Below are 24,922 nucleotides of genomic sequence, written 5' to 3' on the forward strand. Positions count from 1 at the left end.
GTATTTCTCCTCTCAAGAGGGCGCTGCGGCTAGCAGGCGGGAAAGAATGATCGGGCAGTCCGGGCCACCGTCGATCCCGCGCCTGTGGCAGGGCAGTCGAGCGGCAACCATCCGGGAGTGCCAAAGGGATAGGCATTTCGAAACAAGGGCTTGTGCGCGGACGTGCGGTTTTTCTCTCGCCGGTCGCCCCGCAGGGCCCCTGTCGGTCAGACGCGTGTCGCCCGCGCCCGGAAGCGCGGGGGCGGCAAGGGATTTATGCCACCAGGGCACGATGGATGTCCTCGGCGGCATCGCGGCCCTCGGCCACGGCAACCACCGTGAGATCCTCTCCCGGGGTGCAGTCGCCGCCGGCCCAGACACCGGGCAGCGAGGTGCGGCCCGCGGCGTCGACCCTGATCTTGCGACCGTCGAGGTCGAGACCCTCGGGCGGGACGAGGCTTTGACCGATGGCGCGGAAGACCTGATCTGCCGGCAGGCGAAGGGTCTCGCCGGTGGGCTCCAGACCCTTGGCGCCCTCGGCCATATAGGCCAGTTCGATCTGGGTCGCTGCGCCATTGCCGTGCACGGCCACCGGCGCCACGTTGGTCAGGATGCGCACACCCTTCGAGGTGGCGAGGTCCTGCTCGTAGCGGCTGGCGCCCATGCGGTCCTGCCCGCGCCGGTAGGCGATGGTCACGGTTTCCGCGCCCAGCAGGCGGGCCTGCACCGCGGCGTCCACGGCGGTCATGCCGCCGCCGATCACCACGACGTTGCGGCCCACGGGCAGGGCGCCAAGATCCGAGGCCTGCCGCAGCTCGGCGATCCAGTGCCACCGCGTCGAGCACGCCGTCACGCTCCGCGCCCTCGATCCCCAGCGGATTGACGTCGCCAAGGCCGAGGCCGAGGAAGACGGCGTCGTAGTCCGCCTGCAACTGGCCCAGGGTCACGTCGCGCCCCAGCGCCCTGCCATAGTCGACGGAAATGCCGCCGATCTGCATCAGCCAGTGCCGCCTCGCGCGCGGCGAAGTCGTCGGTGCTCTTGTAGGCGGCGATGCCGTATTCGTTGAGCCCGCCGGGCTTGGGCCGCGCCTCAAGGATGGTGACGTCATGGCCTTTCATGGCCAGACGGTGGGCACAGGCGAGCCCGGCGGGGCCGGCGCCGACCACGGCGACGCGCTTGCCGGTGTCCGGGGCGCGGGTGAAGGGGTGGTCTTGACGCGCCATGACGCTGTCGGTGGCATGGCGCTGCAGGCGGCCGATCTCGACCGGTTTGCCCTCGGCGGCTTCGCGCACGCAGGCCTGTTCGCAGAGCGTTTCGGTGGGGCAGACCCGGGCGCACATGCCGCCGAGGATGTTCTGTTCGAGGATCGTGCGGGCCGCGGCCTCTGGCTGGCCGGTGGAGATCTGCCGGATGAAGAGCGGGATGTCGATCTCCGTGGGGCAGGCGGTCACGCAGGGCGCGTCGTGGCAGAAGTAGCAGCGGTCGGCGGCGACGGCGGCCTCATGCGCGTCGTAGGGCGCGTGCAGATCGGAGAAATTTCGGGTCAGCGTTTCGGCGTCGAGACGCCCCGGGGTGATGCCGGGCGAATGTGGGCTGGGCATGGCGGTTCCCTGTCGGTTTGTTTTTTTGTGGGATCAGAGTGCCACAGTCCGAAATTTTATCAATTGGTAAAATTTTGGGGTGCCGATGGCGGGGATGGCGCGGTGTTCCGACCCGCAGCCCTTGCCCGGTCTATGCGCGCTGCGCGCGGCGGGCCGGGGCGGGACTCGTGGCTGCGCCACATCGCCCGCCCGCCGGCCCTTTGGGGTGGCGGGGTTGGAAAGGCAGCTCTGGTCCCACCCGGGCAAAAGCCCCGGAGCCTGCCCTCGCCTTGCCCTTTCGTGACGAACCCGGCCTTGGGCGCAAGCGCAATAGCCGTATCCCCCTGCGGGGGGCCGCGGCGATTGCGCTGGCCCCTGCGGGCGGGCCCGTCCGATGCGGGGCAGGCGACGGCAGGCTCCGGGGCAAAGGCGGGTCCGGGGGCTGCGCGGTGCGGTGGCGCGGCTCAGGCGCCGGGCACGAGCACCAGCTGTACGCGGCGGTTCTGCGCCGAGGTCGGGTCGATGGTGTTCTTGAGGCGCGAGAAACCGACGCCCACCGCCTCGATCCGGGAGGGGGACAGCTGCATGGTCGCCTGCACGTAGTTGGCCACAGCCTGTGCACGGCGTTGCGAGAGGTCGGTGTTGTAGGGGGCGCTGCCGACCGCATCCGTATGGCCGATGAACAGCAGCTGGCTGCCCGCAAGGCGCGGGTCGCTGAGCGCTGCGGCCAGCGTCGAGAGCTTGGCCATGGCCTGCGGCGTCAGGTCGTCGGAGTTGTAGGCAAAGAGCACTTCGAGGTCGATCGAGGGCAGCGGTGCCGGGTCGGGGTTGGTGGCGGCGATCCGTTGCTGCTGCGAGCGGTCGATGACCCCGAGGTTGTAGACATCGTCCAGCGTGAAATCCGCGGCATTGCCGAATTCGGCGCTGGCGCAACTGGCCTGATCCATGAGGCAGTCGCGCATTTCGCTGTCCGGCTTTGCCTGTGGCGCCGCTTGCGCCGGGGCTGTGTCGGTCAGGTCGTCGAGCGAGAAGTCGTCCAGTGTCACCGTCGACTGCGCAAGCGCGGCGGCGGGCAGGGTGAGGGCGGCGAGGATCGAAAGGGCTTTGGGCATGGCAGGCTCCCGGAAATGCTGTCGGCATCATGCCGCATGTGCCCCGCTGCGGTCCAGTGGGGGATTTCCTGCCTGCGCGGGCCAGTCGGGCTGTTGCGCTCCTGCGCGCGATCCGGACCGGAGGGAACGACAGGTGCCGTTCGATTGCCGGGCGAGGCCACGTCTTTCGATTCAAATAAAACGCAAACTGCGATAGGGTCCGGTCATAGATTGTCGCCCGGAGGATTGTCATGCGCCTTTTGCCGTCTCTTGCCTGTCTTGCTCTCACCTGCGGGGGGCTTGCGACAGGGGGCTTGCCCGTCCGCAGGCGGGGATCGACAACGAGGTGGCCATCGAGGGCTACAACAACGAGCCGATCAGCACCTATTCCGCCGAGGCGGACTTCGTGAAGCTGGGCCGGGGGGTCGGCCTGTTGCGGATCGAGACCGACGGCGGGACCTTTCCCTGCACCGCTTTCCTCGTGTCCGAGACGCATCTTCTGACCAACAACCATTGCGTCCCCGGCGTGCTGGAGCATCCCGATGTGACGGCCACAGAGATCCTCTCTGTCACCTGGATGGCGGGCTATACCCATCCCGGGATGATCGAGGAGGCCGAAGGCTTCGACGTCGACGTGACGCCGGTCGAGACCTCGCAAGAGCTTGACTACACGGTGTTGCGGGTGCGCGGCGATCCCGCGGCGCGCTACCCGGTGCTGCCGCTGACCGATGCGGTGGCCAAGGAGGGCATGCCCTACTGGATCATCGGCCACCCCAAGGGAGAATCGCAACGCATCAGTCGCGAGGGCTGCCGGGCGGCGCGACCGCCGTCGGAGGGCAACCGGCTGCGGCACACCTGCGACACGCTGGGCGGCAATTCCGGCTCGCCGATCTTCGACAGTTCGGCGCGGCAGGTGATCGGCCTGCACAATGCGGGCAACGACCGCGTGGGCATCAACTTCGGCGTGCCGATGGCGCTGATCCTCGGCCAGTCCGGGGTGTTGAAGGCGACCGCCGCGGCAGCGCCCAAACCGCTGCCGCTGGTGATGTCGCTGTATCCCGAGGTGCTGGGGGTGGGCGAGGAGCTTTCGGTCGCCGCCGATGTGCCTGCGGACTGCACGCCGCTGTTCTACGACGTGGCGCCCAGCGGGCGGCTGGTGCCGCTGCCCAGTGAGATCTTCCAGCAGGTGACGCTGAGCGCGCTGCAGACCCGGTTCCAGACCTCTCCGGCGGCGCAATACGGGCTGGTGGTCGTGGAAGAGGACGAGAAGGGCACGCACAGGCTGGGCTTTGCCTGCGGGCCAGAGGATCAGGATGTGCGCCAGTGGCTGCGCCCGGTGATAGAGCGCGTCATGGGCGGCACCCTTGTCGGAGAGGTGGCGGTCACTGGCGGCACGGCCAGCTTCGCCTTCCGCGCGTTCACGGTGCGCTGACCCGGGGCCGTTTCCCGGGCAGGGCGGCGGGTGTCGCGGGCCATGCCGCTGCGATTGCCCAGAAAAAAGGCGGTCCCGAATGAGACCGCCCAGTTGATCTGCTGCGAAGAGTGCCTTTGATCACGCAGAGAGAGAATGTGTTGCGGGCCGTCATCGCCTGCGGCTGAGCAGCATCCCGAGCAGGACACCGCCACCCAGGGCGCCGGCAATGGCCAGCCCGGGATGGCGGCGGATGCCGGTTTCGACCTCGTCCCGCAGGGCCATCGCCCGGTTGGATCCTTCGGCATAGGTGTCGCGGGCCAGCGCCTGCGCCTGGCGGGTCGCGTCGCGTAGCCGCTCTTCTGCCTCGGCGGCGCTGTGGCGCACGGCATCCTGTGCTTCCGCCGCAGCGTTCTGAAGCTGCTTCTTCACCGCCTGGAAGTCGGCTTGGCGGTCGGTCCCGTTGCTTTTCGATTTGCTCAGTGCCATCGGATGGTTCTCCTTCGAGAATGCTTCACCTCGGCAACGCGCGATGGCGCTCCGGGTTCCCTGCCTTTGCGACAAATTCTTCGCGCCGGGATGGGGAACGGCGGGCCGGGCATGGCCGTTCTTTCCCCAAGTGAATGACCAAGTACCAAGTGAAAAGGAGACGACGATGCCTTTCTGGCCATCCGTTCTTCTGGCGCTTGCGGTGGTAACCGGTGTCTTCGGTTTTTCAGGCCTCGGCGCTGCTTCGGCGCCGGTTGCCCAGGTTCTGTGCCTGATCTTCGGGGCGCTCTTCGCCCTGTCGCTGCTGGCGCGGCACATAAACGGGGGATCGCCATCCCGCCGCAGTCGGCACGAGCTGTACCGCCCTGTCCGCGCCTCGGAACGCTCTGGACTGACACGTTAGACTCGAAAGGCCCGGGCGCGATCCCGGGCCTTTCGTCTGCATGGGCCGATGTCTCAGACCCGCAGGGTTTCCGTCGACGAGAAGAACATCGCCTGGCTGACCGCCGAGCGCACCTGCTCGACCGTGTAGGGCTTGGGGATCAGGAAGGCGGGTTCCGGCCCCTCGCCGGTCAGCAGACGTTCGGGGAAGGCGGTGATGAAGATCACCGGGATATCGGGCGAGGCCTTCAGGATGTCGTTGACCGCGTCGATGCCGCTGGAGTTGTCGGCCAGCTGGATGTCGGAGAGGATCAGGTTGGGCTTCTCGCGCTCGAACAATTCGCGTGCGCCATCCGCGGTGCGGGCGACGCCGGTGACGCGGTGGCCCATTTCGGAGACGGTCGATTCGAGATCGAGCGCGATGATCGCCTCGTCCTCGATGATCATGACAGAGCCGGACAGCGATTTCGCCATCTCGGCATAGGCGATATCCACGAGCTTCGAGGCCTCGTCCTCGGAGAGGTCCAGGATCGTGGCGACATCGCCCATGGGGATTTCCTCGATGGTGTGCAGAAGCAGGGCTTCGCGGGTGCCGCTGGTGAGGCCGGCGAGATGCTTCTGGGCCTGCCCGCGCAGCCCATCCTCTTCGGTCTCCATCGAGCCGCCGGAGGTCGACCAGATGGTATGGAAGACCTTGAAAAGAGACACTTTTGCGGGGGCGCTGCGATCAAAGGCAGAGGGGTCTGTCAGGATCGCTTCAAGCGTGGCCGCCGCATAGCCATCGCCGCGTGTCTGGGAACCGGTCAATGCCCGGGCATAACGCCGAAGGAAGGGCAGTTGCGCACCGATCTGCTCTGTCAGTGTGCCGGTTGTGGCGTCGGTCATAATTTTCGTCCCATTTTTTCGGTCTGTCACGGAACCAACATGGATATCCCGGGTTGGTTCCGCGAGAATGTGTAAAAAATCAACGCAGGCCCAGCCCCCCTAATGACCCAAGCAAAGAAACACACACGGCTTCAGGACGAGATCGACGAAAACCTTCGCCGCGCCTACAACGATGTTTTGAAAGAGGATGTTCCCGACCGCTTCACGGACCTGCTGAACCAGCTTCGCGCGCAGGATAACAGCGCGTCGTCCAGCGGGAGCGGTGCAGATGGCAACTGATCCCCGCGACGAGATCGTCACCCACCTCAACGCCATGCGCGCCTTCGCCATGAGCCTGACGCGCAATTCCGCGCTGGCCGATGACATGGTGCAGGATGCGGTGGTCAAGGCCTGGACCAAGATCGACACCTTCCAGCCCGGCACCAATATGCGGGCCTGGCTGTTCACGATCCTGCGCAACACCTATTATTCGCACCACCGCAAGGCCCGCCGCGAAGTGTCCGACAGCGAGGGCGAGATGTCCGCGCAGCTGGCACAGAAGCCGGATCACGACGGGCGCCTGAACCTGCGCGACTTCCAGACCGCCTTTGCGACCCTCAGCGACGAGCAACGCGAAGCACTGATCCTTGTGGGCGCCTCGGGTTTTTCCTACGAGGAAGCGGCAGAGACCTGCGGCGTCGCCGTCGGCACGATAAAGAGCCGGGTGAACCGCGCACGGGCGCAACTGTCCAAGTTGATGCATCTTGAGGACGACGTGCTCGAGTTGACCGATAGCGTGACCGCGGGCATCGTGTCGGACAACCAGAGCGCCGCTTAGAATAGGAGCGCGGTGGATGAACCGTGTCTCGACCTTCGGGAAACGCATTTCGACAAGGCTGGCGTTGCTGCTGACGCTGGCCTTGTTGCCGCTTGGCCTGATTTCCCTCTACCAGACCCAACAGGTCATCGACGACGCGCAGGATGTGACCCGCGCCTCGCTGATGTCCGAGACCGTGGCCGCCAGCCATGCCGGGCGCGAGCTGATCCAGCAGGCGCTGGGCGCCGCGCAGGGCCTTGGCGCGGCGGTGGTCGGCATGCCGGTGGACAGCTGCAACGCCGTGATGCAGGAATTTGTCCGGTCGCATGAAACCTTCAGCTTCGCCGGGCTGATCACGCCGGAGTTGCAGACCGACTGCAATTCCGCCGCCACCCCCACCGATGTCTCGCAAAGCCCGACGATCCTGGGCGCCGTGGATGCGAAGCGGCCCTATGTGGATTTCACCATTCGCGGCACCTATTCGGGCGAGGCGGTGACCGTCGCGGTTCAGCCGATCCGGCGCGGCGAAGAGCTCGTGGGGATGATCTCGATCTCGATCCCGCACCGGATCATCAGCGCGCTGATTGCCGAGGCGTCGAGCGTCGAGACCGTGCGCATCGCCACGATCAACTCGAACGGCGACATCGTTGTCGCCAACAATACCGTGAAAGAGGCGCAGGGGTTCCTGCCGCGCGACATCACGAACCAGGGCCTGTCCGAGCTGCGCGACGAAACCTTCGAGGCGGTCAGCAACGATGGGGAACGCCGTCTTTACGCGGTCAGCTCGGTGCTGCCGCAAAGCGTCGTCATGGTGGGAAGCTGGCCGGTCGAGGACGGCGAAACCGTGATCGGCGGGTTGCAGTCGGGCCTGGCGCTGGTCTTCCCGATCGTCATGTGGATCGCCGGGATCGCGGTGGCCTATGTCGGCCTGCAACGGCTGGTGATCCGGCACGTCAGCGGGCTGCGCTCGGCGATGCGGCGCTTCGCCCTGGGCGACCGCACCGTGGCCGCACTGACCCTCGGACGACCCGCCCGAGGAACTGGCCGAGGCGGCGCGCGCCTTCAGCCGTATGGCGCTGATCATCTCCGAGGCCGAGATCCGCCAGCAGAAGGACCTTCAGGACAAGGAGGTGCTGCTGAAAGAGGTGCACCACAGGGTGAAGAACAATCTTCAGCTGATCGTCTCCATCATGAACATGGAAATGCGCAACGCCGAGACCCCCGAGGCGCGGCGCATGCTGCGCGGGCTTCAGCGCCGGGTGCGCGGGCTCGCCACGCTGCACCGCACGCTCTATGCCTCGCCCGACATGACCACGGTCGACGGCGGAGAGCTGGTGCGCGCGGTTGTCGAGGACGTGGCGCAGGTGTCGCTGCCGCCGGATGTGTCGCTGTCCGTGGACGTGATCCCGACTCGACCTCTACCCCGATCAGGCGGTGCCCCTGTCGATGCTGTCCGCCGAGGCGCTGACCAATGCGGTCAAATACGTGGGTCGTCCGGCGGACGGATCGGACCCGCGCATCTGCGTGTCCCTTGTGCGGCTGGACGACGGCGACCGGCTGCGGTTGCGGATTGCCAATACCAAGGGCGCGCCGGTCACCGTGCAGAACGAGGAAGGCCCGGGCACAAGCGGGCTTGGGTCGCGGCTGATGAAGGCCTTCGTGATGCAGATCGAGGGCGAGGCGGAGGTTGTCGAGGACGAGGGGCAATATCTCTACGACGTGGTCTTCTCGCGCCGCGAATTCGCAAGGGATGCAGAAGGTCGCCGCGCCGCGGCCTGACAGCGGCGGCGTCGCAACAGGGATCCTCTTTCGAACCGGGTATGGCGGGCATGCGGGAACAGCCGCCCCGCCCCGGCGTTCGTCCCTTGAACAAAGGGATAACGCACCATGGAACTTCTGAAAATCATCGCCGCCATCCTGCTGCCGCCGCTGGGCGTCTTCCTGGAGGTGGGCATCGGAAAGCACTTCTGGATTAACATCCTGTTAACCATCCTTGGCTACATTCCGGGTATCGTCCATGCCGTCTACATCATCGCGCGCCGCTGAAACCGGCGTGCAGGACAGCAGCCTGCACGCCCCTGATACTGCCGCCCGCTTGCGCCGGGTCGAGAAGCTCGCCAACTGGATGGACGCCGGATACCGTGTTCCGGTGCTGGGCATCCGCTTTGGCTGGGACAGCATTCTCGGTCTCGTTCCCGTGGTGGGCGACGTGGTCGCGGCGCTGCCGTCGCTGTGGATCCTGACCGAAGCGCACCGCATGGGCGCCCGCCGTGGCACCCTGCTGCGCATGGCCCTGAACACCGGTGCCGATGTGATGCTGGGCTCTGTCCCGATCCTCGGCGACCTTGCCGACGTCGCGCTGAAGGCAAACCGCCGCAACGCTGCCCTGTTGCGCCGGGACATGGCGCCCGGACCGCGCGCCCGGACAGCGCCGCGCCGCTCGACCGTGGAGCTGGAATAGACGGGCAGGGGGAAGGCTCTGCCGCGCTGCGGCACCATCCCGGGAACCCGAGCGGTCCGGGGGCGTTGGGCAGATTGGAACTGGCGCCGATTGGCGCTGCAAGGATCTAGGTGCACATGCGACTGACCCGGATAAAGACCCTGCCCGTCATGATTTCTGGCGAGACGCAGCCTGTCGGGTTCATCCGTGACGGGCTTCTGGACATGCAGCGCCGCCGGGTCACCTACTGGTCGGTGCAGCTTAGCAAGGCGCGGCGTTCCGTGCTGGTATCCGCCAGCCGGTCCGCGCTGAGTGAGGATTCGGTCCGGTTGGAGCTGTCGGACGCGGCGGTGCTGGAAAGCGGCGATCCCGCCGAGGGTCTGGACGAGGATACGCTGGCCACCGGCACGCTGCCGGATGTGCTTGCCGCCGACGGTCCCGACACCGACGGGCCGCCCTTGCGGGGGGTCCGCCGGGTGCTCAGCCTGCTGGAACGGGCCTGGCGTCCGACGGTCCCGGAAAAGCCCGCGAATGCCCCGGCCAGCTGGGTCTGGGGCAGCGAGGTGACCGGCAAGCCCTTCTTCACCTCGGAGGGAGAGCTGGGCCGCATCAGCGACATAGAGATCAACGAGCGTGACGCGGCCCTGCGGCAACTTCAGGTCTCGCAGGGCGGGGGCGTGACGCTGCATATCAACATCGAAGCGATGCGCCACATCCCGGAAGGCAACAGCCATTTCGTCGCGCGCTCGGCTATTCGCAGGCCGACGGTCGGCAACGATCCGGTGCCGCCGAGTCGCCGGGCAGAGGCTGGCGGGCGACCCGAGGCCTGAGCCATCTGGCGGCGGGTGTCCCGCCTCGACCCCCGGCAGGTCGCGCCGTTCCCGGAAAGCAGCCGCTGACCCAAGCCTGCCGATCCTCTTTCGCCTGCGCCGGACAACGGTGCACGCTTTGCGCCATCCATCAGGCGCGGGGCGCGGTGGCAAGCGCTGCGCGTCACACCAGCCCCCGCCTTCCGGATGCCAAAGCCGCATCGACCTGCCGCAGGTGGCCGCGCCGCGCGGCAGCCGCAGCGACCAGCGCCCGGAAAATCGCGCGCTGGCGCCGGGAATAGAACAGATGTTCCGGGTGCCACTGGACGCCAAGCGCAAAGGGATCGTCCAGCCGCTCGATGGCCTGGATCATCCCCGCCATGTCGCGAGCCGCGACGCGCACGCCCTTTCCGGGATCGCGGACCGCCTGCGTGTGAAGCGCGTTGACCGTCATCTCCTCTGGCCCTGCGATCCGCGCCAACCTTGTGTCCGGCTCGATCCGGATCGCCCGGCGGGGCAGGACGGTGCGGATCTTGTGCTCCATCCCGAAGGTCTGCCAGGCGCTCTGATCCAGCGTGCCGCCAAGGGCAACGCTGATCATCTGCGCGCCCCGGCAGATGCCCAGAACCGGCAGGTTGCGCGCAAAGGCCTGCCGCGCCAGTTCGCATTCCAGCGCGTCGCGTTCGGGGTCGAGCCGGGCACTGATGCCAAGGCTTCCGCCGTAGAGATCCGGCGAGATATCGTCCCCGCCGCCGATCACGACCCCGTCGACCGCCTCCAGCCGGGGCGGGCGCCTTGTGTCCCAGCGGACGGCCTTGCCCCCGGCCAACCAGATGTTGAAGGCCACCAGCGGGAAGATGCGCCAGCCAGAGCGGCGCGAGGTCGTGACGCCGATGACGGGTTTCATGCCCGGTGCCCCGCCTCTGCCAGAATCGCGGTGGACTCGTTGCGCCAGTCGCCGCGCCCGCTGAGCAGGCGGTCCCGGTATCGCAGCCGCGCCGCGGCCAGCCGGTCCAGCAGCGCCTCGTCCGCGGCCACCGTCTCGACCAGCAGCCAGTCGCGCCATGCCTGCGACAGCGACCAGTCCGCCTCGTCGATGCGGCTGTCGGGCAGGCGGAAGTGGAAGGTCGGGCGCGCATGGGTGGTGCCGCCGTCGCCCCCGCCGAAAAGCCGCTGAAAGCGGCGGTCGTCGAGGTGGCGAAACAGCGGCAGCAGGTCCAGCCCGTGATTGCGGCTGGTGGTATGGCGCGCGTAAAGCACCATCAGGTCGCGCAGCGAGGCGGTCGCGGCCCCGGCCGGGGCGTCGATCAGCGCGGCGGGCCAGCGGTCGACGAAGGGCAGCAAACGCCGGGTGCCGTCGATGCGGTCCTCGGCGCGCAGGTGTTCCTCGATCAGCCCGTAGGCGCGGATCGTGGCCGGAGTCAGCGGGTGATCCAGCCCCGCGATCTCCGGGTTCAGGTGCACGCCGAAGCCGTAGAACACCCCCTGACCAGACCCCTTGGCCCCGGCGTCGCGCAGGGCGGAGAGGGCCGCGTCAAGCCGGGGCAGGGCGCTGGCGGGGATGGGCGCGGTGATCACCTCGACGGGGATGATGCCACGGGCAAGGTCCAGCCCCTCCTGCACCAGCCGCCGGTCGGAATTCTTGCGCAGCGCGGTGTCGAGCTCGACGGTCAGATCGCCGATCCGGGACCCGCAGAGGCTGTAGAGATAGGGACCGCTTTGCTCGATCTCGCCGCCCAGCACCCCGGAGAGGACGCGGGCAACTTCGCTTTCGTCCAGCCCGGCGAATTCCACCTCGACACCCGTGCGGCGGGGGCGGCCTTCAGCGTTCAGGGCCACCGGCAGGGGCGGGAAGGGCGCTTCGGCAGCTCGGGCGCGGTCCGACGTCATTTGCGCCGCCGCCGGATCAGCCATGCGGTGGCGAGGCCCGCGCCGAAGGCAAGGCCCAGCGTCTTCCACGGGGTTCGCCGGGGCGCGGGGTCTTCGACCGGGCGCACGGGCGCCTCTTGCGGTTCCTCGGGCGCCGGAGCCACCAGCACCAGCAGCCGCGCGGCCAGCGCCTCGCGCTCGGCCTCGGCCTGCTGGGCAAGGCGTCTAGAGGTCTCGCCGGGCACGCAGCACCTCCTCGACCGCCGCGATATCCGCGCGAAGCTGGGCCAGCGTCTTGTCCGGGGTCAGGGCCCGCGACGACAGGCGCCTGCGCGCCATCAGCAGGCAGACCAGCGCCAGACCCAGCAGGACGCCCGCGACGATCAGCGCCGACAGCGCGACCGACAGGCCGAAGCTGGCGGCTATCAGCGCCACGGCGGCGGCGGCCAGCACCTGCAGCATGACCATCGCCAGCACGGCGGCGGCGATGTAGAGGACCACGCCGGACCCGGCCCCGGCCCATTTCTCGGATATCTCGCGGCGCGCCAGAAGCAGCTCTGTCTGGATATGGCCTTTGGCAAGGGCGATGATTTCGGGCAGAAGGCGGGTCAGCTCGACGAGCACTGGCAGTGTTCATTCGCGGCGTCCCGGTCGCGCCTGTCCGGGTCAGGCGGCGCGACTTTCCTTTGGTGTCATTCGCGGGGGCAACGCGGATCGCGCGGAATGGTTCCGCCAAACCCTTGAAAAATCTGTTCCATGCGCCCGGTCCCCGCGACAAGCCCGTCGGCAAGGGCGCGGCGGCTCGGTCAGCGCTAGCCCCTGCGTGGCGGAAAGGGGGCGTCAGACCCCCAGGTAGCGCGTCGTCTCTTCCGGGGTCAGCCTGTCCAGCGGCCCGGTCCACTCGGACCGGCCCCGGCTGAGGATCACCGCGCGGTCGGCGACCTGCGCAAGCTCCTTCAGCGACTTGTCGACGATCAGGATGGCCATGCCGGTCTCGCGTTTCAGCCGGGACAGGGCGGTCCAGATCTCTTGCCGGATCATCGGCGCCAGACCCTCTGTCGCCTCGTCCAGAACCAGCAGGCGCGGGTTCGTCATCAGCGCCCGCCCGATGGCCAGCATCTGCTGCTCGCCGCCGGACAGCGAGCGGGCCACCTGCCCGGACCGCTCGGCCAGCCGCGGGAACAGCGCGGTGACCGCCGCGCGGTCCCACGGCCCGGGGCGGGCGGCGGCGGTCAGGTTCTCGGTCACGGTCAGGTCCGCGAAGCAGCGCCGCCCCTCGGGCACCAGCCCGATGCCCAGCCGCGCCGCCTGATGCGGCTTCAGGCGCGACAGGTCCCGGTCGGCGAAGCGCAGGGTGCCGGAGGCGGGCAGCAGGCGGCAGAGGCTGCGGATGGTCGTGGTCTTGCCCATGCCGTTGCGCCCCATAAGCGCCAGCACCTCGCCCTCGGCGATGTCGAAGGACACGGAAAACAGCGCCTGGCTGGCGCCGTAGAAGGCGGCAAGGTCGCGCACGGTCAGAAGCGTCACGATGCATCCCCCAGGTAGGCCTCGCCCACGGCCCGGTCGGCGCGGATCTCGGCGACGGTGCCCGAGGCGATGACCTTGCCGTAGACCAGCACGGAAATCCGGTCCGCAAGGGCAAAGACCGCGTCCATGTCGTGTTCGACCAGCAGGATCGGCGCCTCGGCGCGCAGCCCGTCCAGCAGGCCTGTCAGCATGGCAGAGCCCTCGGTCCCGAGGCCCGCCATGGGCTCGTCCATGACAAAGGCGCGGGGCGACAAGGTCAGGGCGACCGCGACCTCCAGCAGCCGCCGCTGCCCGTGCGACAGATCGGCGGCCCGGGTGGCGGCCTGCGCCTCCAGCCCGACCCGCGCCAGCGCCGCCTCGGCCCGCGCGCGCAGGGAACGGTTGCGCAGGACCGGGCGGAAGGGATGCCACGCGGCCCCGGCGGCCCCCACGGCGCCCAGCAGCACGTTTTCCAGCACGCTGTCCTCCAGCGCCAGACGGCTGACCTGGAAGGTCCGCGCCAGCCCGGCGCGGGCGCGGGCCGGCGCGGCCTGGGCCGTCACATCGCGGCCCGCCAGCCAGACCGACCCTGCGTCCGGCGCCAGCGTGCCGCAGATCTGCGCGATCAGGGTCGACTTGCCGGCGCCGTTGGGCCCGATCACCGCATGGATCTCGCCGGGGCGCAGGGTGATCGACACCCCGTCCGTCGCCGTCAGGGCGCTGAAGCGGCGCACCAGCCCGCGGGTTTCCAGAACCGGCTCAGCCATGGGTCCGCGCCCGCCCGGCGATCAGCCCGATCAGCCCGCCCCTGCCGAACAGCACGACCAGCAGCAGGATCAGCCCGAACCAGATGTGCCAGAACTCGGTGACCCCGCCCAGTACATGCTCCAGCACCACGAAGACCACGGCGCCGACCACCGGCCCGAACAGCCGCGCCGTGCCGCCGAGGATGACGAAGACGATCAGCTCGCCCGACAGCTGCCAGCTGAACATCGACGGCGAGACGAAGCGGTTGAGGTCGGCGTAAAGCGCCCCCGCCAGCCCGGTCACCGCGCCCGACAGGGTGAAGCCCGCCAGCCGCAGCCGGTAGGGATCCAGCCCCACCGCCTGCGCCCGCTCGGGCGCCTGCCGCGCGGCGTTCAGGGCCAGTGCCGAAGGCGGAGCGGCGCAGCAGGGCGGTCAGGCCCAGCACCAGCAGCAGCGCCCCGAGGCACAGCCCGTAGAACTGGATCGGCACCAGCGTGTTCAGCCCGGGAAAACCGTTCCGCAGGTAGATCGACATGCCGTACTCACCGCCATAGGTGCCCCAGCTGATGGTGAAGAAATAGAACATCTGCCCGAAGGCCAGCGTGATCATGATGAAATAGACGCCGCCCGTGCGCAGGCTCAGAAGCCCGATCAGGAAGGCCGCCAGCCCCGAGGCCGCCACGGCCACCAGCCAGATCACCGGCATCGACTTCGTTCCCGGCACCATAAGGGGCCACTCGGCCACCGGTGTGTAACTCTGCGCGTGGAAGGCAAGGATGCCCATGGCGTAGCCGCCGATCCCGAAGAAGGCCGCATGGCCCAGCGAGACCATCCCGCCGATCCCCAGCGCGATGTTCAGCCCCACGGCGGCCAGCGCAAGGATCGCCGCCCGCGTCGCCAGCGTGACGGTGAAGGGCTCGTCCGACAGATGCGCCCAAAGCGGCACCGCCACCAGCCCCAGCAGGATCGCGGCATTCAACAGCGTCTCTCGGCTCATACCCGCGCCTCTCCTGCAGCAAGGCCCTTGTCGAAGCGCCGCCCGCTTTCTTCTGTCCGAAAATATCCCGGGGGGGCTGCGCAGGAGCGGGGGCAGCGCCCCCTCCAACCGCTGCCGGACAGCGCCGGGCACGCGGAGGGCAGGGAAACGCACCCCAAGCGGCCCGCGCCACGCACCAAACCCCTCATGCCCGCGCTCCGAACAACCCGGTGGGTTTCCAGATCAGAACCCCCGCCATCAGCACGTAGATCGCCATGGCCGCCAGAGCGCCGCCGGTCTGGGTTGCCTCGGCGGGCGGCAACACCAGCTTGAAGAGTTCCGGCAGGAAGAGCCCGCCCAGCGTGTCCGTCAGCGCCACGAGGATCGCGCCCACCAGCGCGCCGCGGATCGAGCCGATGCCGCCGATCACGATGGTCACGAAGGCCAGGATCAGCACCGGCTCTCCCATGCCCACCTGCACCGATTGCAGGACACCCACCAGCGCCCCCGCCAGCCCCGCCAATGCCGCCCCCAGCGCGAAGACCAGCGTGTAGAGCCGGTCGATATCCACCCCCAGCGCCGCGATCATCTCGCGGTCGTTCTCTCCGGCGCGGATCTGCACGCCCAGCCGGGTGCGGTCGATCAGCCAGAACAGGCCCGCCGCCACCACAAGGCCGACCAGGATCAGCGTCAGCCGGTAGAGCGGATACTGGATGCCGCCCGGCAGGGTGACGGGACCGGACAGCGCCGCGGGCACGTCGAGGTACAGCGGGAAGGAGCCGAAGAGCCAGCGCGTGCCCTCGGAGAAGATCAGGATCAGGGCGAAGGTGGCCAGGACCTGGTCGAGGTGGTCGCGGGCGTAGAGACGGCGGATCACCACCCGCTCGATCAGCGCACCCGTGGCCGCCGCCCCCGCGAGCGCCGCCACCAGCCCCAGCAGGAAGGATCCCGTCGCCGCGGAAACCGCCGCCGCGCAGAAGGCGCCGACCATGTAAAGCGAGCCATGGGCAAGGTTGATCAGCCCCATGACGCCGAAGATCAGCGTCAGGCCGGCGGCCATGAGGAACAGCATGATGCCGGATTGCAGGCCGTTTAGGACCTGCTCGGCGAATAGGGTCAGGGTCATCGTCTCATTCCGGGTGGCCCGCCGGAACCCCGGCGGGGCCAAAATCCTTCGAAGGATTTTTCAAATTCCTTCCAGGGAATTTGCGGCTCACATCTTGCACTGGTCGAGATAGGCGTTGTCGCGGTCCTCGATGGCGGTCTCGACGATCTTGTTGGTCAGCAGGTCGCCTTCCTTGATCACCTCGCGCACATAGATGTCCTGGATCGGGTGATTGTTCGCCGCAAAGGAGAAATCGCCCCGGACAGAGGCGAAATCCGCCGCCTTCAGCGCCGCGCGGAAGCCATCGGCATCCTCCGGTCCGGCACTGTCCAGCGCCGAGAGCAGCAGGTTCGCGGTGTCATAGCCCTGCGCCGCGTAGATCGAGGGCAGGCGGTCGTATTTCTCCTCGAAGGCCGCCACGAAGGCGGTGTTGGCCGCGTTGTCGAGGTCCTTGGACCAGGACGAGGTGTTCTTCACCCCCAGCGCCGCGTCTCCCACCGCCTGCAGGATGCCCTGATCGAACGAAAACGCCGGCCCGATCAGCGGCAGGTCCACACCCGAATCCGCGTATTGCTTCAGGAAGGAGATGCCCATGCCGCCGGGCAGGAAGAAGAAGACCGAATCCGCCCCCGAGGCGCGGATCTGCGCGATCTCGGCGGCATAGTCGGTCTGGCCCAGCGTGGTGTAGATCTCGCCCGCAAGCGCGCCCTCGTAGAAGCGCTTGAAGCCGTTCAGGCTGTCATGGCCCGCCGGGTAGTTGGGCGCGAGGATGAAGGGCTTGGTGAAGCCCGCCTTGGCCACATAGGCACCCGCGCCCTCGTGCAGGTTGTCGTTCTGGTAGGAGACCGAGAAGAAATTCGGGTTGCAGCCCGGGCCGGCCAGCTGCGCGGGCGCGGCGTTGGTGGACAGGTAGAACAGCCCCTGCGCCGTCGCGGCGGGCACCACGGCCATGGCGAGGTTCGACCAGACGATGCCGGTCAGCACGTCGACCTTGTCGGACTGGATCATCTTGTCGGCCAGCTGCACCGCGATCTCGGGCTTCTGTTGGTCGTCCTCGATCACCACCTCGACGTCGTCGCGGCCCGCGCCCTCGATCGCCAGCATGAAGCCGTCGCGGGTGTCGATGCCCAGACCGGCGCCGCCGCCGGAAAGGGTGGTGATCATGCCGACCTTGACCTCGGCAGAGGCGGTGGCGGCGGTCAGCGCGGCAAGGGCCGTGCCCAGGGCAAGGCTGCGGAATGTGGTCATGTCTGTTTCCCCGTTGTTCTATGTCCTGCGCCGGTCAGAAGGCGCGGAAGGTCAGTGTCGTCAGGGTCCGTTCGATCCCGGCGATGTCCAGAAGGTTGTCGTTGATGAACTTGCCCACGTCATCCCCGGCGGGGATGTAGAGCTTCAGCAGAAGGTCGAATTCGCCGCTGGTCGAATAGAGTTCCGAGTGGATCTCGCGCAGCGTGATGTCCTTGGCGACGCGATAGGCGGTGCCGGGTGTGCACCGGATCTGGACGAAAACGCAATTCATAAGGGCCTCCCTGCGGCTTGCGGCCTGAATTGACCCGAAAACGGCGCGCGAATCCAGCCCCTTGCGGCGTGAAGTTTGCCTCTGCCCTGCCGCCGCCCTGTCCGGCCCGTCCGGCGGTCGCCGCTTTCCGGCACCTCGACGCGGCTGGGCCTTGCGCCCCGGGGCGGGGCGGATCAGCATGGGCCGCGACACCGGGGAGGGATCGATGACGGATGACGGCGTGTTGTCGCGCACGAAATGCGCGCTGGGAGAGGGACCGCTGTGGCACCCCGAGCGGCAGACGCTGTTCTGGTTCGACATCCTCGGCCACCGGCTGTTCGAGCATGACGGCACCGCAGAGCGGTCATGGCCGCTGGATCGTGCCGCCTCTGCCGCGGGCTGGGTGGACCGGGACCGGCTGCTGATCGCGACCGAGACGGACCTCTGCCTGTTCGATCTCGCGACCGGGAAGGCAGACAGCCTTGTGCCGCTGGAGGCCGACAACCCGGGCACCCGGTCGAACGACGGGCGGGCGGATCCCTATGGCGGCTTCTGGATCGGCACCATGGGCCACGCGGGCGAGGCGGGCGCGGGGGCCATCTACCGATACCACCGGGGTGAACTGCGGGTGCTCTATCCCGGCATCAGCATTCCCAACGCCACCTGTTTCTCGCCGGACGGGCAGTTTGCCTTCTTTACCGACCTGCCCACGGGGGTGATCCAGCGCGTTGCCCTCGATGCCGAGGGCTGGCCCAAGGGCACCCCCTTTCCATGGCTGGATCTGAGCGGCGAGGGGCTGAACCCGGACGGCGCGGTGATCGATGCGCAGGGCAACCTGTGGTCGGCGCAATGGGGGGCGGGCCGGGTGGCCTGCTACGACCCGGAGGGCCGCTTTCTTCGGGCGCTGGATCTGCCGACCCCGCAGACCACCTGCCCGGCCTTTGGCGGGGCAGAGCTGTCCCGGCTGTTCGTGACATCGGCGGCAGAGGGGCGCCCGGCAGAGGACCGGCTGGCAGGTTGTACCTTCACGCTGGAGCCGGGCCTGCGCGGGCAGGCCGAACACCGGGTGATCCTGTGACCGCCGCTGCCCTGAAGTGCCCCCGCCGGTCCGGTCGGTCCGGCGCCGGGGGCCCGGCGCCGGGGGTGGCCTGCCCACCGGCTGCCCCGTTCCGGGGGCCGGGCCGGTCCCATGCCTATCCGGCGACCCGGCGCCCCGGTGGCGGGCAGCGCGGCGCGGCTCTGCCCGGGCGCGTCTGGGCCGGTCGGCTGCGGGACGGGGCCGCTGGCCCGCGCCGTCGCTGCGCCGGTGCAGGGGATCTGGCGGGCTGCGGCGGGCAGGTCAGAGGACGGGGGCGCAGATGACGGACCATCACGGCGATGCCCGGAGACCGGGGGAGATTCTCGCCGACCTGCCAGAGGCGACCGACGCGGGGCTGCGCTTTGTCGGCGTGATCCGCACGCCCTTTGCCACCCGGGCCGATTGCCCGCGGCGCGGCGACGCAGAGCAGGGGCCGGACTGCCGGATCGAGGTGGCCGCGCTTTATGAGCCCGCTCTTCTGGCGGTCGAGGATCACGCGCGGATCGAGGTGCTGTACTGGCTGCACGAGGCGCGGCGGGACCTGCTGACCCAGTCGCCGAAGTCCGACGGGGCGCAGCGGGGCACCTTCTCGTTGCGCTCGCCCCTGCGGCCGAACCCGATCGGGACGTCGATCGTCACGCTTCTGCGGCGCGAGGGGCGCGTGCTGGTGGTGCGGGGGCTGGACTGCCTCGACGGGACGCCGCTGCTGGACCTGAAGCCCGCGCGCTGCGGCTACGCGGTGGTGGCGCCGGACAAGGCCTGAGCCGGGCGCCGGTCAAGGCAGGCGGCATCGGCTGGGGCCCATCCGGTGCCGCACCGGGTTCAGACGGCGCGCCGTTGCGGGGGCTCTGGCACATCCCGCAGCGCGGCTTCGGCAGCGGTCCAGCAGGCGGTCAGAGCGGCCCGCAGTTCCGTCAATTCGTCCGGAGAGGCCTCTGGCACGAAGACCTGCGCCTCGCGCAGGCGCTGCGTCAGCTGCATGGCGCCGAAGACCCCGGCAGAGCCTGCCATGCGATGCGCCTCGGCAGCCAGCGCCGCGCGGTCGGTCTGTGGCACCATGCCCTCCAGAAAGCTGGTCATCTCGGCGCGGAATGTCGCCAGCAGGGCGGCAAGCCGCGCCGCGGGCAGGTCCGCCTGCAATTCCGCAAGATGCGCGCGGTCCAGAATCGGCGCGTCCTCGGTCGCGGTCGCGCCGACGGAAAGCGGTCTGCCCGACAGCGCCTCTGCCAGTGGCCTCGCGCACCGAAGCGGCAGAGATCGGCTTGACCAGAACGCCGACCATGCCCGCCTCGTCGAAGGCGCGGCGTTCCTCTGCCAGTGGCGTGGGCGGTGGTTGCGATGATCGGCACATTGGCCGACAGCCCGCCGCCCTCGCGGATGGCCCGGGCCGCCTCGATCCCGTTCATGCCCGGCATCGAGATGTCCATCAGGATGACGTCGAAACGGGTCTTTGCCGCCTCTGCCACGCCTTCGGCCCCGCCCGGCGCCTCTGTCACCTTGTGGCCGCCGCGATGCAGGAATTCCCGCGCGACAAGCCGGTTGATCTCGTTGTCCTCGACCACCAGAACGCGAAGAGGCGGCAGCCGCTCTGCCTTCGGTGGCCGGACCGGCGCTGTCGCCTGCGGCGCGTGGCTTTCGCCGGGCAGGGCCATGGGAAGTTGCAGCCAGAAGACACTGCCCTCGCCCGCCTCGCTTTCGGCGCCAAGATCGCCCCCCAGCGCCCGGGCCAGACGGCGCGAGATCCCCAGTCCCAGCCCGGTGCCGGTGGTGCGGCGCGCGTAAGAGCTGTCGATGGTCACGAAGTCGTCGAAGATGCGGTCCAGATCGGCCTCGGGGATGCCGATGCCGGTGTCGATGACCCGGAACTCGACCGCGTCCAGACCGCCGTCGCAATCGACCTCCAGTGGTGATCGTCCCGTCGCGGGTGAACTTGACCGCGTTGCCGACGAGGTTCAGCAGGATCTGCCGCAGCCTGTCGGGGTCGCTGTAGACCGTGTGCAGCGCCGGATCGGAGGGCGCCAGCACGATCCGGTTGCCCTGCGCGCGGGCGCGCTCTGCCCGGTTTTCGACGATCTCTTCCATCAGCGCGACAAGGTCGAAGCGCCGCTTGCGCAGGGTCATCTTGCCGGCGTCTAGCCGCGAAATGTCGAGGACGTCGTTGACGTGGTTCAGCAGCACCTTGCCGGAATTCCGCACGATCCGCAGAAAGCGCTTCTGCCGGGCGTTCAGGTTGTCGCCCTCGAACAGCTCCAGCGAGCCCAGCATGCCGTTCAGGGGCGTGCGCATCTCGTGGCTCATGACCGCCAGCAGGTCCGCCTTCTGGCGTTCCCCGGCGATGGCGCGGTCGCGGGCCTCGCGCAGGGCTTCCTCGTCCGAGACGCGGGTCGAGATGTCGCGCAGGAAGATCACGAAGATCTCGCCGCCGGGGCTGTGCGCCCGGGCCGAGGAGACATCGACCGGGAACAGGCTGCCGTCGCGGCGCCGCGCTTCGGCCTGCCGGGTGCCGGAGCCGGTGGCGAGGAAGGGCGCCAGCGCCGCGCCATAAGGCAGAAGCAGCGCGGCCATGTCGGCGCCGATCGCCGGGTCGCGGCGGCGGCCAAAGATGCGTTCGGCGGCGCCGTTGTACTCGACGATGCGCCCGGCGCGGTCGACCACCAGGATGGCGTCCAGCGAGGTCGAGATGATGGTTTCCAGCCGTTCGCGCATTTCGCGGTTGGACTGGGCGCTGAGTTCGCGCTGACGGCCCAGCCGCACCAGCATCAGGATCAGCACCAGCAGCAGCACGACCAGCGCGAGGGTCAGCACGCCGATGCGCAGCAGGGTGCTGAAGATGCTGGTCCGGCGGGTGTCGTCGAAACGCGCGTAATAGGCGATGCCGTCCAGTGCGGTCTTGCGCACGACGCCGCGCATCTGGGCGGATTCCGCCTGCAGCCGGGGCAGTTGTGCGGCAAGCCGTCTATCCGGCCCGTCGATTACCGGCACCCGTGAGTCGCGCCAGGCGAGGATCTCGTCCAGCTGCGCCTGAACCTCGGGGACGCTGCGCAGCCCGCGGAACAGGGTGCTGTCGGTGATGGTCTGGACCCGGCTGTAAAAGACATTGAACCGCAGCCGGATCTCTTCGAGGCCGGCCCCGCTGGCGCTGTCCTCGGCCATGGCGGCATAGGTGGCGAGTTCCAGCGCCGCAAGCTCGGTCTCTGTCTGGCCCAGGGTCCATTGCATGTTGTCCGAGGAAGAGGAGGACAGCCACCCCATCTGTTGGCTGACATCCATGACCAGCACGCCGATGGTGGTCACGAAAAGCGACACCACGAAGGCCGTCAGGCCGCGGCGGACGATGTAGTTCTCGGCAAATCCGACGTTGATCTTGCGTTGCACCTCTGACGGGCTTTCCTGTTACCGCTCGGGCCGCAGCCTAAGCCCTTTGCGGCGCGCTTGCATGGGGAAATCGCCCGTAGCGCCGCGTGCCTGGCGATCGGGTGCGGGGCTTGCCGCCCGCTGCCGGTCTCAGGGGATCACCTCGATCCGGTCCAGCTGCCAGACGCTGCGGGCGTGGTGGGTTTCCTGCCGGAAGACCGGGTCGCTGTCGTAGGGGTAGACAAGCCACAGCGGCCCCTTGTCGCGTACCGACATCGGCTGGCCGTTCCGGGTGTAGGCGATCAGGGCAGTGCCGCTGGTCACGTCGGACCACGGGATGTCGATGGCGTAATCGTTTACCGCATGGGCCCGAAGCGCCTGGCCGCCTGCGCCGATCCGCGTCATCAGGTCGCGAAGCGTGACCCCCGTGAAAGTCTGCGGTCCCGCCGTCCAGATCGTCGTTGTCCGCAGGGACGTCGCCGGAAACGCCGCCAGCGCCGCCCGGTCCAGCCGGATCGTCTGCCCCCCTGGCTGGGACAGGGTCAGCAGCACCGGGCCTTCCGGCCCCGGCAGGGGTTGGGCGGTTGCGCCCGGGCCGCTGGCAACGAGCAGGGCCATGGCAAGCAGGAGAGCACGGGGTATCGGCAGCATAGCGATGGTCCAATATGGCGTTGCGCGCGTGCGGAACGACCCCCGTTTTACAACATGTTGCGCCGACAGGGCATAGTGTGCTTTCGCACGGGCAGGCGGGGTGCTACATCCCGGGACGAACATGCGAAGCCGGCAGATTTCTGCCCGAGATGCCCTGACAGTTTAAACATCTCCTTAATCCCGAAAGGGCACATCTTTGCCGCACCGGCAGGTGGACGACGCCCGGACGGTTCGTGTTTTGGAGAGGAATATGCTGGAAAGGCGGCGCAGCCCGGACAGAGCGGGAAGCAGGACGAACACTATGCGGATACTCGTGGCGGACGATCACGATCTGGTGCGGGAAACCATTGCCGCCTACCTGAACGGAACAGAGATCGAGGAGGTGCAGACCGTCGCCACCCTCGACGAGGCCGTGCAGGTGGTCGAAGAGACCGGCAGCTTCGACCTTGTCCTGCTGGACTACAATATGCCGGGCATGAACGGGCTGGACGGGCTGACGCGCATGCAGGCGGCGAACGCCGGGCGACTCGGTGGCGATCCTGTCGGGCAGCGCCACGCGCGAGATCGCCGATGCGGCGCTGAAGGCAGGGGCGCAGGGCTTCATCCCCAAGACCCTCAGCGCGCGCTCGCTGCTGAGCGCGGCGCGCTTCATGGCCGCCGGGGAAACCTACGTGCCGGTCGAATTCCTTCAGCAGCAGCCCGCGGACAAGGGCGGCCCGCTGACCCGGCGCGAGCTGGAGGTGCTGCGCGGGATCTGCGCGGGCAAGGCCAACAAGGAAATCGCCCGCGACCTCGACCTTCAGGAGGTCACGGTGAAGCTGCACGTCAAGACGCTGTCGCGCAAGCTGGCAGCGCGCAACCGCACCCATGCGGCGATGATCGCCCGCGACCGGGGGCTGGCCTGAGCGCCGCAGGCCGGGCGTAGAGCCGGGCGGGGGGCCGGTGCGGCCCTGCCTGCGCCGGTGGCGCCGGGGCTTTCGGGGCGGTGACGACCAGCGATGCGGCCTCAGTCGGGGCCGTAGCGGCGGCGGTCGAGGGTCAGCCCGCCATCGGAGTCGCTGCGCAGGATGTGCAGGTCGCCATAGGCCAGCGGCGCGGGATCGGAGAGACCCAGATCCTCCCAGATGGTCGCGATATTGCCCTTGTTGCCGATCCAGATCACCGATTTCCCGGCCCCCGCCTGCATCAGCGCGGCGGTCGGCGCCTCCTGCGGGATGCGATGCACCGCAAAGCCCCGGGCGGCGGCCAGCGGGGCGGCGGTGTCGAGGTTCCTCTTGATGCCGGGCGCATAGATCGCGTCGAGCGGCATCCCGTCCAGCGCCGCAACCAGCGCCCGCGCTCTCTGCCGGCCCTTGGCGGTCAGATCCTCGCCCTCGCGGTCGGCGTGGCGGGTCACGATCAGAACCGAGTTCGGCGCCATGGCCAGCCCAAGCGGTCCCCCGGTGCAGGCCCCCAGCGCAATGAAGGCGGGTGCGGTCAGCAGGAGGTGTCGGCGGAACATGGGCGCTCTCCGGATGGGATGGGGAAGAGCTTACCCATGATCCTTCGTTTCACGCAACAAATTCAGCGTTTCCGTGGCGGGGCCTGCGCATCGCGCCAATCCCGGGGGCTGATCTGCGCCTGACAGGGCGGGATCGCATGCGCGGGCAACGGCCCCGGGGCCGTCAAGGGCGACGGCCTTCCGTTGGTCCGCTGCAAGACAGGCGCCGCGATGCCGGTGCGCGGCGCATCGGCCTGTGGGGCGCATCGTGCTGGCCTGTGCCCGGGCGTGTCAGGCCCGGCTCGGGCCGCTCTGACCGATCCGCCGCTGTCCCCTGAAAGGCGGGCGCTCAAGGGACCGACCAAAAACGGCGCGCCCGGGGGAAGGCGCGCCGTTCGGGGCCGTCATGGAGGTGCCGCTGCCGTTATTCGGTGGCGGCGGGAGCAGCGGGGGCTGCTGCCTCCGGCGCGGCTCGGGGTGATGGTATTGTCGGGGTTGGCGGCAGGGCCTGCCGGTGCCGGAACCATGCCATCCTGCGCCATCGGCTGCGTGACGGCGGGGCCGTCCGGTGCGTCGACCGGGGTGGTCGTGGCGTCGGGGCCAAGCGACAGCATCACCCCCAGCCCGACCAGCAGGGCCAGCGCCACCGCAAGGCCGATGGCCGTGCCGGTGTTCGAGCGCGTCGTCGGAAAGCGGGCGCCCGTGGCGTCCTGCTGCTCCAGCCGGGCATCGTGGCGTTGCAGGTAGGGATCGTGGGTCTGATAGGTCATGGTCTCTTTCCTCTTGTCGGGCGCGC

Annotated in this window: 27 protein-coding genes and 5 pseudogenes; 12 read left to right on the forward strand and 20 right to left on the reverse strand. The window is 68.7% G+C overall.

What is annotated here, in order from left to right:
• Positions 1 to 253: 253 nt before the first annotated feature.
• Together ABFB10_RS13850 and ABFB10_RS13855 are read right to left on the reverse strand one after the other, a co-directional pair.
• Positions 254 to 1,581: pseudogene (locus ABFB10_RS13850) on the reverse strand (NAD(P)-dependent oxidoreductase).
• A 443-nt stretch (positions 1,582 to 2,024) separates the two neighbouring features.
• Complete coding sequence (locus ABFB10_RS13855; protein WP_347166958.1) at positions 2,025 to 2,672, reverse strand: OmpA family protein; 648 nt, start codon at positions 2,670 to 2,672, stop codon at positions 2,025 to 2,027.
• Between the two features lie 325 nt (positions 2,673 to 2,997).
• Between ABFB10_RS13855 and ABFB10_RS13860 the strand changes: the two genes are divergently transcribed.
• A complete protein-coding gene (locus ABFB10_RS13860; RefSeq protein WP_347166959.1) occupies positions 2,998 to 4,083 on the forward strand; it encodes a trypsin-like serine peptidase in 1,086 nt (361 codons plus the stop codon).
• Positions 4,084 to 4,233: 150 nt separating this feature from the next.
• Here the strand turns inward: ABFB10_RS13860 and ABFB10_RS13865 are convergent, their stop codons facing one another.
• Complete coding sequence (locus ABFB10_RS13865; protein WP_347166960.1) at positions 4,234 to 4,551, reverse strand: hypothetical protein; 318 nt, start codon at positions 4,549 to 4,551, stop codon at positions 4,234 to 4,236.
• A gap of 166 nt (positions 4,552 to 4,717) precedes the next feature.
• Here ABFB10_RS13865 and ABFB10_RS13870 point away from each other — a divergent pair, with 166 nt between their 5' ends.
• Entirely contained in the window at positions 4,718 to 4,954 is a 237-nt protein-coding gene (locus ABFB10_RS13870; RefSeq protein ID WP_347166961.1) for a DUF1328 domain-containing protein, read from the forward strand.
• A gap of 53 nt (positions 4,955 to 5,007) precedes the next feature.
• Here ABFB10_RS13870 and ABFB10_RS13875 read toward each other — a convergent pair whose 3' ends face one another.
• Entirely contained in the window at positions 5,008 to 5,817 is an 810-nt protein-coding gene (locus ABFB10_RS13875; RefSeq protein ID WP_347166962.1) for a response regulator, read from the reverse strand.
• A gap of 102 nt (positions 5,818 to 5,919) precedes the next feature.
• Between ABFB10_RS13875 and ABFB10_RS13880 the strand changes: the two genes are divergently transcribed.
• From ABFB10_RS13880 to ABFB10_RS13910, 7 genes and pseudogenes are all read left to right on the forward strand, one after another.
• Positions 5,920 to 6,096 carry a NepR family anti-sigma factor gene (locus tag ABFB10_RS13880; RefSeq protein WP_347166963.1) on the forward strand — a complete coding sequence of 59 codons (177 nt, stop codon included), beginning with the start codon at positions 5,920 to 5,922 and terminating at the stop codon, positions 6,094 to 6,096.
• Positions 6,086 to 6,634, forward strand: coding sequence for an RNA polymerase sigma factor (locus ABFB10_RS13885; protein ID WP_206564030.1), 549 nt, complete (start codon positions 6,086 to 6,088; stop codon positions 6,632 to 6,634). Before ABFB10_RS13880 ends, ABFB10_RS13885 begins: the two co-directional genes overlap by 11 nt.
• Before the next feature lie 1,181 nt (positions 6,635 to 7,815).
• Positions 7,816 to 7,917: pseudogene (locus ABFB10_RS24160) on the forward strand (histidine kinase dimerization/phosphoacceptor domain -containing protein); the annotation flags it as partial.
• 142 nt (positions 7,918 to 8,059) lie between these two features.
• Entirely contained in the window at positions 8,060 to 8,392 is a 333-nt protein-coding gene (locus tag ABFB10_RS13895) for a hypothetical protein (RefSeq protein WP_347166965.1), read from the forward strand.
• A 108-nt stretch (positions 8,393 to 8,500) separates the two neighbouring features.
• Positions 8,501 to 8,659, forward strand: a complete 159-nt coding sequence (locus ABFB10_RS13900; RefSeq protein WP_023852579.1) for a YqaE/Pmp3 family membrane protein — start codon at positions 8,501 to 8,503, stop codon at positions 8,657 to 8,659.
• Positions 8,631 to 9,074: a DUF4112 domain-containing protein gene (locus ABFB10_RS13905; protein ID WP_347166966.1), complete on the forward strand. Its 444-nt coding sequence runs from the start codon at positions 8,631 to 8,633 to the stop codon at positions 9,072 to 9,074. The genes ABFB10_RS13900 and ABFB10_RS13905 overlap by 29 nt, the downstream gene beginning before the upstream one ends.
• Positions 9,075 to 9,190: 116 nt before the next feature.
• The gene (locus tag ABFB10_RS13910; protein WP_347166967.1) at positions 9,191 to 9,883 is read left to right on the forward strand and encodes a hypothetical protein; all 693 of its coding nucleotides are present in this window, start codon (positions 9,191 to 9,193) and stop codon (positions 9,881 to 9,883) included.
• Positions 9,884 to 10,046: 163 nt separating this feature from the next.
• Here the strand turns inward: ABFB10_RS13910 and ABFB10_RS13915 are convergent, their stop codons facing one another.
• The 10 genes and pseudogenes from ABFB10_RS13915 to ABFB10_RS13960 form a co-directional block, all read right to left on the reverse strand.
• Positions 10,047 to 10,769: a gamma-glutamyl-gamma-aminobutyrate hydrolase family protein gene (locus ABFB10_RS13915; RefSeq protein WP_347166968.1), complete on the reverse strand. Its 723-nt coding sequence runs from the start codon at positions 10,767 to 10,769 to the stop codon at positions 10,047 to 10,049.
• Positions 10,766 to 11,752: an amidoligase family protein gene (locus ABFB10_RS13920; RefSeq protein ID WP_347166969.1), complete on the reverse strand. Its 987-nt coding sequence runs from the start codon at positions 11,750 to 11,752 to the stop codon at positions 10,766 to 10,768. Before ABFB10_RS13920 ends, ABFB10_RS13915 begins: the two co-directional genes overlap by 4 nt.
• Entirely contained in the window at positions 11,749 to 11,976 is a 228-nt protein-coding gene (locus tag ABFB10_RS13925) for a hypothetical protein (protein WP_347166970.1), read from the reverse strand. The genes ABFB10_RS13920 and ABFB10_RS13925 overlap by 4 nt, the downstream gene beginning before the upstream one ends.
• The gene (locus tag ABFB10_RS13930; RefSeq protein WP_347166971.1) at positions 11,957 to 12,355 is read right to left on the reverse strand and encodes a phage holin family protein; all 399 of its coding nucleotides are present in this window, start codon (positions 12,353 to 12,355) and stop codon (positions 11,957 to 11,959) included. Before ABFB10_RS13930 ends, ABFB10_RS13925 begins: the two co-directional genes overlap by 20 nt.
• Positions 12,356 to 12,571: 216 nt before the next feature.
• Entirely contained in the window at positions 12,572 to 13,258 is a 687-nt protein-coding gene (locus tag ABFB10_RS13935; RefSeq protein WP_347166972.1) for an ABC transporter ATP-binding protein, read from the reverse strand.
• Positions 13,255 to 14,004 carry an ABC transporter ATP-binding protein gene (locus ABFB10_RS13940; protein WP_347166973.1) on the reverse strand — a complete coding sequence of 250 codons (750 nt, stop codon included), beginning with the start codon at positions 14,002 to 14,004 and terminating at the stop codon, positions 13,255 to 13,257. The genes ABFB10_RS13935 and ABFB10_RS13940 overlap by 4 nt, the downstream gene beginning before the upstream one ends.
• Positions 13,997 to 14,981: pseudogene (locus ABFB10_RS13945) on the reverse strand (branched-chain amino acid ABC transporter permease). The gene ABFB10_RS13940 and the pseudogene ABFB10_RS13945 overlap by 8 nt, the downstream one beginning before the upstream one ends.
• 184 nt (positions 14,982 to 15,165) lie before the next feature.
• Positions 15,166 to 16,086, reverse strand: a complete 921-nt coding sequence (locus tag ABFB10_RS13950) for a branched-chain amino acid ABC transporter permease (protein WP_347166974.1) — start codon at positions 16,084 to 16,086, stop codon at positions 15,166 to 15,168.
• Between the two features lie 87 nt (positions 16,087 to 16,173).
• On the reverse strand, positions 16,174 to 17,313 hold the full coding sequence (locus tag ABFB10_RS13955) for an ABC transporter substrate-binding protein (RefSeq protein WP_347166975.1): 1,140 nt from the start codon (positions 17,311 to 17,313) through the stop codon (positions 16,174 to 16,176).
• A 34-nt stretch (positions 17,314 to 17,347) separates the two neighbouring features.
• Positions 17,348 to 17,584: an Lrp/AsnC ligand binding domain-containing protein gene (locus ABFB10_RS13960; protein ID WP_206564019.1), complete on the reverse strand. Its 237-nt coding sequence runs from the start codon at positions 17,582 to 17,584 to the stop codon at positions 17,348 to 17,350.
• 205 nt (positions 17,585 to 17,789) lie between these two features.
• Between ABFB10_RS13960 and ABFB10_RS13965 the strand changes: the two genes are divergently transcribed.
• Together ABFB10_RS13965 and tsaA are read left to right on the forward strand one after the other, a co-directional pair.
• A complete protein-coding gene (locus tag ABFB10_RS13965; protein ID WP_347166976.1) occupies positions 17,790 to 18,641 on the forward strand; it encodes an SMP-30/gluconolactonase/LRE family protein in 852 nt (283 codons plus the stop codon).
• Between the two features lie 280 nt (positions 18,642 to 18,921).
• Positions 18,922 to 19,404, forward strand: coding sequence for a tRNA (N6-threonylcarbamoyladenosine(37)-N6)-methyltransferase TrmO (tsaA, locus tag ABFB10_RS13970; RefSeq protein ID WP_347166977.1), 483 nt, complete (start codon positions 18,922 to 18,924; stop codon positions 19,402 to 19,404).
• 59 nt (positions 19,405 to 19,463) lie between these two features.
• Here the strand turns inward: tsaA and ABFB10_RS24165 are convergent, their stop codons facing one another.
• From ABFB10_RS24165 to ABFB10_RS13980, 4 genes and pseudogenes are all read right to left on the reverse strand, one after another.
• The gene (locus ABFB10_RS24165; protein ID WP_430523045.1) at positions 19,464 to 19,781 is read right to left on the reverse strand and encodes an Hpt domain-containing protein; all 318 of its coding nucleotides are present in this window, start codon (positions 19,779 to 19,781) and stop codon (positions 19,464 to 19,466) included.
• Entirely contained in the window at positions 19,718 to 20,545 is an 828-nt protein-coding gene (locus ABFB10_RS24170) for an ATP-binding protein (protein ID WP_430523046.1), read from the reverse strand. Before ABFB10_RS24170 ends, ABFB10_RS24165 begins: the two co-directional genes overlap by 64 nt.
• A gap of 232 nt (positions 20,546 to 20,777) precedes the next feature.
• Positions 20,778 to 21,911 (reverse strand): annotated as a pseudogene (locus ABFB10_RS24175) (histidine kinase dimerization/phospho-acceptor domain-containing protein); the annotation flags it as partial.
• Between the two features lie 234 nt (positions 21,912 to 22,145).
• Complete coding sequence (locus tag ABFB10_RS13980; RefSeq protein ID WP_347166979.1) at positions 22,146 to 22,646, reverse strand: putative pterin-binding protein; 501 nt, start codon at positions 22,644 to 22,646, stop codon at positions 22,146 to 22,148.
• Positions 22,647 to 22,947: 301 nt separating this feature from the next.
• On the opposite strand from ABFB10_RS13980, the pseudogene ABFB10_RS13985 reads away from it, so the two are divergent.
• A pseudogene (locus ABFB10_RS13985) lies at positions 22,948 to 23,551 on the forward strand (response regulator).
• A gap of 101 nt (positions 23,552 to 23,652) precedes the next feature.
• On the opposite strand, the gene ABFB10_RS13990 reads toward ABFB10_RS13985, so the two are convergent.
• Positions 23,653 to 24,147 carry a histidine phosphatase family protein gene (locus ABFB10_RS13990; protein WP_347166980.1) on the reverse strand — a complete coding sequence of 165 codons (495 nt, stop codon included), beginning with the start codon at positions 24,145 to 24,147 and terminating at the stop codon, positions 23,653 to 23,655.
• Positions 24,148 to 24,530: 383 nt separating this feature from the next.
• On the reverse strand, positions 24,531 to 24,896 hold the full coding sequence (locus ABFB10_RS13995) for a hypothetical protein (RefSeq protein WP_347166981.1): 366 nt from the start codon (positions 24,894 to 24,896) through the stop codon (positions 24,531 to 24,533).
• Between the last annotated feature and the right edge of the window lie 26 nt (positions 24,897 to 24,922).

The sequence above is a fragment of the Ponticoccus litoralis genome, from assembly GCF_039769985.1.
Lineage (GTDB): Bacteria > Pseudomonadota > Alphaproteobacteria > Rhodobacterales > Rhodobacteraceae > Ponticoccus > Ponticoccus litoralis.

Bases quoted from the DNA above. Each gene is read 5' to 3' on its own strand.
- ABFB10_RS13960 (WP_206564019.1), bottom strand. From the start codon at position 17,584: ATGAATTGCGTTTTCGTCCAGATCCGGTGCACACCCGGCACCGCCTAT.
- ABFB10_RS13955 (WP_347166975.1), bottom strand. From the start codon at position 17,313: ATGACCACATTCCGCAGCCTTGCCCTGGGCACGGCCCTTGCCGCGCTG.
- ABFB10_RS13885 (WP_206564030.1), top strand. From the start codon at position 6,086: ATGGCAACTGATCCCCGCGACGAGATCGTCACCCACCTCAACGCCATG.
- ABFB10_RS13995 (WP_347166981.1), bottom strand. From the start codon at position 24,896: ATGACCTATCAGACCCACGATCCCTACCTGCAACGCCACGATGCCCGG.
- ABFB10_RS13980 (WP_347166979.1), bottom strand. From the start codon at position 22,646: ATGCTGCCGATACCCCGTGCTCTCCTGCTTGCCATGGCCCTGCTCGTT.
- ABFB10_RS13900 (WP_023852579.1), top strand. From the start codon at position 8,501: ATGGAACTTCTGAAAATCATCGCCGCCATCCTGCTGCCGCCGCTGGGC.
- ABFB10_RS13940 (WP_347166973.1), bottom strand. From the start codon at position 14,004: ATGGCTGAGCCGGTTCTGGAAACCCGCGGGCTGGTGCGCCGCTTCAGC.
- ABFB10_RS13920 (WP_347166969.1), bottom strand. From the start codon at position 11,752: ATGACGTCGGACCGCGCCCGAGCTGCCGAAGCGCCCTTCCCGCCCCTG.
- ABFB10_RS13910 (WP_347166967.1), top strand. From the start codon at position 9,191: ATGCGACTGACCCGGATAAAGACCCTGCCCGTCATGATTTCTGGCGAG.
- ABFB10_RS13880 (WP_347166963.1), top strand. From the start codon at position 5,920: ATGACCCAAGCAAAGAAACACACACGGCTTCAGGACGAGATCGACGAA.
- ABFB10_RS13965 (WP_347166976.1), top strand. From the start codon at position 17,790: ATGACGGATGACGGCGTGTTGTCGCGCACGAAATGCGCGCTGGGAGAG.
- ABFB10_RS13950 (WP_347166974.1), bottom strand. From the start codon at position 16,086: ATGACCCTGACCCTATTCGCCGAGCAGGTCCTAAACGGCCTGCAATCC.
- ABFB10_RS13865 (WP_347166960.1), bottom strand. From the start codon at position 4,551: ATGGCACTGAGCAAATCGAAAAGCAACGGGACCGACCGCCAAGCCGAC.
- ABFB10_RS13855 (WP_347166958.1), bottom strand. From the start codon at position 2,672: ATGCCCAAAGCCCTTTCGATCCTCGCCGCCCTCACCCTGCCCGCCGCC.
- ABFB10_RS13905 (WP_347166966.1), top strand. From the start codon at position 8,631: ATGCCGTCTACATCATCGCGCGCCGCTGAAACCGGCGTGCAGGACAGC.
- ABFB10_RS13915 (WP_347166968.1), bottom strand. From the start codon at position 10,769: ATGAAACCCGTCATCGGCGTCACGACCTCGCGCCGCTCTGGCTGGCGC.
- tsaA (WP_347166977.1), top strand. From the start codon at position 18,922: ATGACGGACCATCACGGCGATGCCCGGAGACCGGGGGAGATTCTCGCC.
- ABFB10_RS13875 (WP_347166962.1), bottom strand. From the start codon at position 5,817: ATGACCGACGCCACAACCGGCACACTGACAGAGCAGATCGGTGCGCAA.
- ABFB10_RS13870 (WP_347166961.1), top strand. From the start codon at position 4,718: ATGCCTTTCTGGCCATCCGTTCTTCTGGCGCTTGCGGTGGTAACCGGT.
- ABFB10_RS13990 (WP_347166980.1), bottom strand. From the start codon at position 24,147: ATGTTCCGCCGACACCTCCTGCTGACCGCACCCGCCTTCATTGCGCTG.
- ABFB10_RS13895 (WP_347166965.1), top strand. From the start codon at position 8,060: ATGCTGTCCGCCGAGGCGCTGACCAATGCGGTCAAATACGTGGGTCGT.